We start from the raw sequence: 7,936 nt of genomic DNA on the forward strand, positions 1-7,936 counted from the left end.
CCGCGGTTGCACCACCCCTTCGATGAGTTGCCGGGCGAGCGTTTCCAAGGGCAGTGCCAGCAGGTCGTCGCAAAGGTCGAGACAGCCCTCGGCTTCGCAGATACGCAGTATCAGGGGGGCCTTGGCCGTCGGCTCGGCAAGCACCGATTCGAGCAGTTCACGCACCTGATAGGTTGGGGTGACCGTGCCGAGCAGGTCCGCCAGCTGCGCGTATTCTTTCTGAGCCACCGACAGATTGAGGATGTCGCTGTAAAGGGCCCGTTCCGCATTCTGGGGCGTCATGTTCTCCACTTCCGGGCCGGGGGTGTGCAGGATCACCCCTTCCAATTCGCCGATTTCCGATTGAATGTCGACTATCATAGGTACCAGCCCTTTTGCGATGGTGTGGAGAGCATGTTCCCTGATGAATGCAATTAAGATCATTTATCAGATCGGGAAAAAAAAAGAAATGCTTGCATCATTCCTGCGATCAGCTTTAATAGAACCCGAAAAACCGAAAAACATGGTGATGTGGAAGGGTATGTCAAATGAACGAGCAGCGGCTGGCCGCCTGCCGGCAACAGCTGGTTTCAGCAAACCTGGCCGAGTTTGGCCATACCGCCGACCGCTTGAACTGGATTTCTCCGGCCGGGGCAAGGGCAGCGCAAACCGAACGCGGCGAGCGACTCCATGCCATCGGTCCGGGCCTGCGCCTCGCATATAAAGCGACCAAACCCCACATCGGTCCCCTGTCCCCTGGTTGCCGCATCTGCGGGGAAGGGGATTGGTCATGTCTGTTCGTCAACGGCAAATGCAATTGCCGTTGCTTTTACTGCCCGAGTTCCCAAGATGCGATCGGCGTTCCCACCACCAACCGGATGTCCTTTACCAGGCCCGTTGATTATGCCGCATATGTAAACCACTTCGGTTTCCGCGGCATCAGCATCAGCGGCGGCGAGCCCCTGCTGACACCGGCACTGACCCTGCGTTTTCTTCAGGCGGTGGACCAATCCAAAAAACGCCCGCTTCATCTGTGGATGTACACCAACGGTACCCTGCTGACAGTGGATCTCGTTAAAAAATTACGCGCTGCCGGCTTGAACGAAATACGGTTTGATCTCAGTGCCGTGGCATACGATCTGAAAAAAGTCCGGTTGGCGGTTGGACAGATCCCGATTGTCACCGTCGAGATTCCTGCCATTCCCGAAGATGTTGAACTGTTGAAGGAATTGCTGCCCCAATTGAAAGCAATCGGCGTCGATCATTTGAACCTTCATCAACTTCGCCTGAACCCTTTCAACCGGGACCAATTGGATAAGCGGAACTACACTTATTTGCACGGAGAAAAAGTGGGGGTCCTGGAGTCTGAACTGACGGCACTGGCGTTGATGCAACATGTCGCTGACCTGAATATCGAACTGCCGGTCAATTACTGTGCCTCCGTCTTCCAGCAACGCTTCCAACGCGCCGGTGCGCGGCGAAAGAGCGCCCGATTGATGGTAAAACCCCACGAGAGCATCACGGAAAGCGGCTTTATTCGAACCCTTGCTGTGGTCGGTGACCCGGACATACTCTCCCGGCAGGCTGCCCGGATGACGCGTCATGGACTGAACCCTCAATGGTGGACCATCGGCGGTCGCAACGACTACATGTATTTTCACCCCCAGCTATGGGAGCATGTGGTGTTCGACGGGCTGAAAGTGATGGTCACCTATTCGGAAGCCCTGCTGTGTCCCCATATTTCCTACCATCGCACCTTCAAGGAGGTCCGCGTCAACTCAGAAAAACGGCTTTTCATCGAAAAACAGCCGGTCGTCTCCGAAATTTATCTGGATGAAGCGCAGCGAACGCGGTTCATCTCCATCGTTGCCCATCCGGACAGCCACGTCCTTCAAAACCTTGATCTGTGCGGCGACCGGTTTCTGGATTATGAGTTGATTCAACCCGGGCTTCAGGATTATTTTTAAGCCGGTATGGGCGATCCACTGACTGAGGCCGCTGATGCCATCGCCTTGACTTCCGAGGGCTCGCGAAATATTCTATCAGCTAAAGCCGACAAACAAAACCTTCTCAGGAGGATGCCATGGAAGAAAAGGCAAGGGCACACCTGATCGTCAGCGGGCGCGTGCAAGGGGTTTGCTTCAGGGCGGAGACCCAGCGGGCGGCAAGGACGTTCGGCGTCTTCGGGTGGGTCAGAAATAAAGGTGACGGAACGGTTGAAGCGATTGCCGAAGGTGCCAAAGCGGATGTCATTTCCCTGATCAACTGGTGCAAGACCGGTCCGCCCCTGTCCAGGGTGGAAAAGGTGGATGTCACCTGGCAGGGTTGCCACGGCGAGTCGAGTCAATTCGATATTCATTACTAACCAGACGTCCATTTACGGAGTATCCCATGACCGCCAATACCTCCCTTCAAAAAGCCGAAAAATTAGAAATCGAAAAATACAAAATCCCCAAGGATCTTCGATCGCTTTCCAAAACGCATGTGCCGTATACCGGTTCGCCGCAAAAACATCCGCTCGACCCTGAGCGGATCATCTTGTTGCCGGACCCGTATAACCAGAAGAGCCCTTACCTGGAATTCATTAAAAATGACGTCACCCATGTGGAGAAGCTGGCCAACATCGTCAACCTGGAGGGGGCGACTGTGAGCATGGTGCGAATCTGGGTCAAAAAAGGCAGCATCGCCATCCAGTGCACCCCGTTTAAAGTAACCGCGATGTGACTTCGTGTTCGCTGCGGCTACCGGGGCTTTCGCGACAACCCGCCTCCCGACGATGGTCTTCCTTTGGGCGCACCCTCGGTGAGACCGCCATTCCATGGCCATGAGCAATGGTCGTCACGCGTCCTTCGTCCATCACCCTCTGATTTGCAAAAATTCGCCTGATGAGGCATTATGGTTGGCCAAGGTTCGGTCCGCACGATCCCTTGTCGCTCAACCCACTGTCGTCAATCTTGTCCATTTCGAAGCCCGGTGGTCGTTTCTGCACCGTTACGCGCATTGAAGGAGGCTATCGTGATCGTGGTCATCGGTGAGATTCTTATCGACATCTTTCAGGATTATGAACGCATCGGTGGTGCACCGTTCAACTTTGCCTTTCACCTCAAAAAGCTGGGTTTTCCAGTTCGTTTTTTGACCCGGGTGGGAAATGACAGGCACGGCCGGCGCATCATCGATAGGTTGGAAAAAAATGGCTTTAACCTCGCCGACGTCCAGATGGATTCCCGGCATGGCACGGGAACGGTTCGCGTGGATTTGAATCAGCAGGGCATTCCGCATTTCGATATCCGCGCGAATGCCGCCTACGACCATCTGGATCTGAATAGCGCCGACGTGTCTGGTGCAAAGGGTGCCGACATGATTTATTTCGGCACCCTGCTGCAGCGAACCGGTCCCGCCTGCCACCAGGTTCAGCGCTTTCTCTCGCATACAAACAAGGCTGCCAGGCGCTTTTGCGACATCAACCTGCGGCCGCCCCACGTCAATCCCCATGCCGTGGCCGGATCGCTCCGTCACGCCGACCTGCTCAAAGTCAACGAAGCGGAACTCGCGCACATTCAACGTGTGTTCGACGGCCCGCCTGCAGAAAACGAGGTCATGCCCTGGTTGATGGAAACGTTTACGATCGGCGCCGTGGCGCTTACCCGCGGCAGCCGGGGCAGCGTGTTTTACAGCCACGGTGGACCCATCGCCAGTCCCACCGCGACGAATGTCCGCATTGTCGATACGGTCGGCGCCGGTGATGGATATGCCGCCATCCTGGCTGCCGGATGCTTACGGCAGGTGCCCTGGGCAGAGACGCTTCGTCAGGCATCCGATTTCGCCGCACGAATCTGCGGAATCGCGGGTGCGGTGCCCGATGATGATGCGTTTTACCATGATATTAGACCGCTAATGAAAGGAGAGACCGATGGCCGCTAAGGGGCCAACTATCCAGCTGTTCAGCCTTCACGGACTGATTCGATCGAAAAACCCGGAAATGGGAAGAGATGCGGATACCGGCGGGCAGATCAAGTACGTCCTGGAACTGGGTAACGGCCTGAGTGCACATAATGATATCGGACGCGTGGATCTATTCACCCGTCTGATTGCCGACAAGCGCGTCTCAGTGGATTACAGCAAGCCTATCGAGGTCGTCAACGACAAGTTTCGCATCGTCCGCATCCAGTGCGGTGGACGCAAGTACATGCGCAAGGAGCTGCTTTGGCCCCATCTCGAAGAATTTGTGGACAGGACGATCAAGTTCATCAAACGCAACCGTGCCCTGCCAGACATCGTCCACGGTCATTACCCCGATGCCGGATACGTGGCTATGCAGCTGGCCGAAATTTTCGGTTTGTCGTTCGTATATACCGGCCATTCCCTGGGTCGTTCCAAGCAGGCTAGGCTGCGGGATCAGGGAATGAGCGATGCGGAGATGATGAGGAAATTCAAAATCGACCGTCGAATCGACACGGAGGAGCAGATCCTTGCTCGGGCCGATTTGGTGATTACCAGCACCCGGCATGAAATCAAGGAACAATACGGCCTATACCACCACAAGGATGTCCCCGACTATCAAGTCATTCCGCCCGGCATCGGGATCGACACCTTCTATCCGTTTTATCATGACATACTCGATGGCACCGAACAGCCAGAAGACGTCCGTTATGCCCAGGCCTCCATGCACAAGGAGTTGAACCGCTTTTTCATCACCCCGGAAAAACCGTTGATTCTTGCCCTGAGCCGACCGGATCAGCGCAAGAATATCTCCGGGCTGGTGCGGGCCTACGGCGAGGATCTTGAACTGCAGAGCATGGCCAACCTGGCCGTGTTTGCCGGTTTGCGAAAAGACATCGATGCCATGGCAGACAACGAGCGCGAAGTTCTCACCCAAATGCTCCTGGCCATGGACAAGTATGATCTTTATGGCAAGATGGCCATCCCCAAAAAACATGATTTCGAATATGAAGTGCCCGCCTTGTATCGGATCGCCGCCGAACGAAGAGGGGTGTTCGTCAATCCGGCGCTGACGGAACCCTTTGGCCTCACCCTGCTCGAAGCATCGGCCACCGGGCTGCCCATCGTGGCCACCGATGACGGTGGACCCAACGATATCGTGCGCAACTGCCAAAACGGCATCTTGGTAAACGTCGCCCGCACGGAGCAGATATCGGCAGCCTTGCGCAAGATTATTGCCGACAAGGATTTATGGGAACGCTACTCGAAAAACGGCATCATGAACGTGCGCAAACACTACACGTGGAAGAACCATACCCGGGAATATGCCCTTGCCGCGGGCAAGCTGACCGCCGCCAACCAAAGCTCCGATCTGGCAACCGCCAAGCCGTCGGATCCCGTCGGCCGACGGTTGATGAAGTTGAATCATTTTTTTGTCACCGATATCGATAACACCTTGATCGGCGACGACAATTCGCAGCTTGAAAAGCTGGTGCGTCTGCTGAAACGCCACCGGAACCGCATCGGTTTCGGTGTGGCTACCGGCCGGACCGCCGATTCAGCCCGAACGATCCTCAAGAAATACCGAATTCCCCGGCCGGACGTGATCATCTGTTCGGTCGGCAGCGCCCTTTTTTATGGCAACAGCAGCAAACCCGGCGCGGGATGGGCCAGTCACATCGCCAGCCGATGGAACCGGGACAAGATCGTCGGGCTGCTCGAAGCATTCGATTTCCTTGAATACCAGGATGAGGAAACCCAGCGCCGCTTCAAGATCAGCTACTACATGAAACCGGGAAAAGATCGACTGTCCGCCATCCACAACCGTCTGCTGCACCACCGCTGCCGGTATAACCTGATTTACTCCCACGACCGCTACCTGGATATCCTGCCCTATCGGGCCTCCAAAGGAAAGGCCATTCGCTACCTGAGCTACAAGTGGGAAATCCCGTTGAAGCATTTTCTGGTCAGCGGAGACTCGGGAAACGATGAGGAGATGTTGCGCGGCGAGCCCCTCGCTGTGGTGGTGGGCAACTACAGCCATGAATTGTCGGATCTGAAGGACGGCCGGAATGTCTATTTCGCAGACAGCTATTGTGCCGGCGGAATTTTGGAAGGCATGCAGCACTACCAATTTATCGAGAAGGCCACTGGAGGATAAGCGATGACCCTAAAAAACGAAGTACAACTGATTGTCTATCCGGACAGCCTGGGCGGTGATCTCGTCGAGCTGCATTATGTGCTGCGACGCTACTTCAGCCGTGCCGTGGGGGGCGTCCACCTGCTGCCGTTTTACCCTTCCTCCGCGGACCGCGGGTTTGCCCCGTTGACCTATGATGAAGTGGACCCGGCCTTCGGCACCTGGAGGGATGTCGACCTGATCGGAAGGGAATTCGATCTGATCATCGATTTTATGGTCAACCATATTTCCAGGTTGTCCGTCTATTTTCAAGACTACTTCGAAAAGGGACCGGACTCCGAGTTTGCCGATATGTTCCTCAGTTTCAACAAGCTCAGCCCGAACGGAGAAATCAGCGAAGCGGATCTGGCCAAGGTGTACACCCGCAAACCCCGGCCCCCGTATACCGTGGTTCAGCGCGCCGACGGCTCCAAGGAGAAGGTCTGGTGCACCTTTGACTATGAGCAGATCGATCTCGACTGGGATTCACCCAAAACCCGAGAGGTCATGCGGCGCTACCTGATCCAGCTGTCGCGGACGCCGGCCAAGATGATCCGTATGGACGCCTTCGCTTATTCGACCATGAAAATCGGCACCACCTGCTTTTTCCTGGAGCCACAGGTGTGGCAGCTGCTGGCGTGGCTTCAGGATTACGTCTCCCCTTTTGGCGTGGAAATTCTACCCGAAGTCCACGAGCATTACAGCTACCATCAGAAGATCTCCGACAGGGGATACTGGACCTATGATTTCTCGTTGCCCATGCTGGTCCTGAACACCCTGTATCATCACACCAGCCGGGTTCTGAAACAATGGCTGGCCATCTGCCCCCGAAAACAGATCACCACCCTGGACACCCATGACGGCATCGGCGTGGTGGATGTAGAAGACCTGTTGACGGCCGAAGAAATCCAGCGGACGCTGGATGGCCTGGATGAAAAAGGTGCCAATACCCGCAAGATATTTTCCGGCCCCGAATACCAGAATCTGGATGTCTACCAGGTGAACTGTACCTATTACTCCGCATTGGCTTGCAACGATGATTCCTATCTCGCCGCACGGGCCATCCAGTTTTTTACACCGGGCATTCCCCAGGTCTATTATGTGGGGCTATTGGCCGGAGAAAACGACATCGACCTCGTGCGGCAGACGAAAAACGGCCGCGACATCAACCGGCACAACTACACGCTGGATGAAATTGCCGTCGAGATACGAAAGCCGGTGGTTCAGCGTTTGCTGCGGCTCATGGAATTCAGGAACACCTACGGGGCATTTGGCGGCCAGTTCACCATCGATGACGCGCCCGATGACCACCTCAAACTGACCTGGACCCGTGGGGTCCAACGGGCCACCCTCCGGATCGACCTGGTCGGCTACGTCACTCGGATTGACTATTTTGATGAAGAGAAGCAGGCTGTTGTCGAATTTGTTGTCTGAGGGGATGCGTGACAGGCGACGGTGAGCGTTGTCCCTTCCCCACATAGGAGCCGTGACGGAAGCAGGCCATCGGACGGAGGCGCTGCCTGGAGGCCGGCGCGATGACCCTTACTCGTTCTCGTCAGCGGTCGGTTCACCGTCGCATGGAGAGCCGTCATCCGGTTTCTGTTCAACGGTTTCTCCGGATGTGGCAGCGTTGTCGAAGTCCATGTGGATGGTCAGGTCGCTGCCCCCTGAGATGGTGGTTTTTGCACGGGGGTAGTGTTTTTTAAAGACGTGGATCATGGCGGTGTTCTCGCGCAAAACCGTGGCGGAAAACGCCTTGAAGTGGTTCTCCTTGGCGATGCGTTCCAGGTCCGCCAGCAGATAAGAAGCGATGCCCAACCCCTGATAATCCTCACGAAC

At 55.7% G+C, this 7,936-nt stretch carries 7 protein-coding genes and 1 pseudogene; 6 read left to right on the top strand and 2 right to left on the bottom strand.

Annotated features, from left to right (window positions below; all coding sequences use genetic code 11):
• Positions 1-360 (bottom strand): annotated as a pseudogene (locus tag ABYV26_RS16030) (hypothetical protein); the annotation flags it as partial.
• 167 nt (positions 361-527) lie between these two features.
• On the opposite strand from ABYV26_RS16030, the gene ABYV26_RS16035 reads away from it, so the two are divergent.
• The 6 genes from ABYV26_RS16035 to gtfA all read left to right on the top strand — a co-directional run bounded on the left by ABYV26_RS16035 (position 528) and on the right by gtfA (position 7,531).
• Entirely contained in the window at positions 528-1,946 is a 1,419-nt protein-coding gene (locus ABYV26_RS16035) for a radical SAM protein (RefSeq protein ID WP_372682363.1), read from the top strand.
• A 116-nt stretch (positions 1,947-2,062) separates the two neighbouring features.
• Positions 2,063-2,344, top strand: a complete 282-nt coding sequence (locus ABYV26_RS16040; protein ID WP_372682364.1) for an acylphosphatase — start codon at positions 2,063-2,065, stop codon at positions 2,342-2,344.
• A gap of 26 nt (positions 2,345-2,370) precedes the next feature.
• A complete protein-coding gene (locus ABYV26_RS16045) occupies positions 2,371-2,703 on the top strand; it encodes an inorganic pyrophosphatase Ppa (protein WP_372682365.1) in 333 nt (110 codons plus the stop codon).
• A 291-nt stretch (positions 2,704-2,994) separates the two neighbouring features.
• Complete coding sequence (locus ABYV26_RS16050; protein ID WP_372682366.1) at positions 2,995-3,900, top strand: carbohydrate kinase; 906 nt, start codon at positions 2,995-2,997, stop codon at positions 3,898-3,900.
• Positions 3,890-6,079: an HAD-IIB family hydrolase gene (locus ABYV26_RS16055; RefSeq protein WP_372682367.1), complete on the top strand. Its 2,190-nt coding sequence runs from the start codon at positions 3,890-3,892 to the stop codon at positions 6,077-6,079. Before ABYV26_RS16050 ends, ABYV26_RS16055 begins: the two co-directional genes overlap by 11 nt.
• A 3-nt stretch (positions 6,080-6,082) precedes the next feature.
• Complete coding sequence (gtfA, locus tag ABYV26_RS16060) at positions 6,083-7,531, top strand: sucrose phosphorylase (protein ID WP_372682368.1); 1,449 nt, start codon at positions 6,083-6,085, stop codon at positions 7,529-7,531.
• A 108-nt stretch (positions 7,532-7,639) separates the two neighbouring features.
• Here gtfA and ABYV26_RS16065 read toward each other — a convergent pair.
• Positions 7,640-7,936 (bottom strand): N-acetyltransferase family protein (locus tag ABYV26_RS16065; RefSeq protein ID WP_372682369.1); only part of this gene is annotated, 297 nt, incomplete at its 5' end.

This window comes from Desulfosarcina sp. (assembly GCF_041551955.1).
Lineage (GTDB): Bacteria > Desulfobacterota > Desulfobacteria > Desulfobacterales > Desulfosarcinaceae > Desulfosarcina.

Coding starts and splice junctions, on each gene's coding strand:
- ABYV26_RS16035 (WP_372682363.1), top strand. CDS start 528: ATGAACGAGCAGCGGCTGGCCGCCTGCCGGCAACAGCTGGTTTCAGCA.
- ABYV26_RS16040 (WP_372682364.1), top strand. CDS start 2,063: ATGGAAGAAAAGGCAAGGGCACACCTGATCGTCAGCGGGCGCGTGCAA.
- ABYV26_RS16045 (WP_372682365.1), top strand. CDS start 2,371: ATGACCGCCAATACCTCCCTTCAAAAAGCCGAAAAATTAGAAATCGAA.
- ABYV26_RS16055 (WP_372682367.1), top strand. CDS start 3,890: ATGGCCGCTAAGGGGCCAACTATCCAGCTGTTCAGCCTTCACGGACTG.
- gtfA (WP_372682368.1), top strand. CDS start 6,083: ATGACCCTAAAAAACGAAGTACAACTGATTGTCTATCCGGACAGCCTG.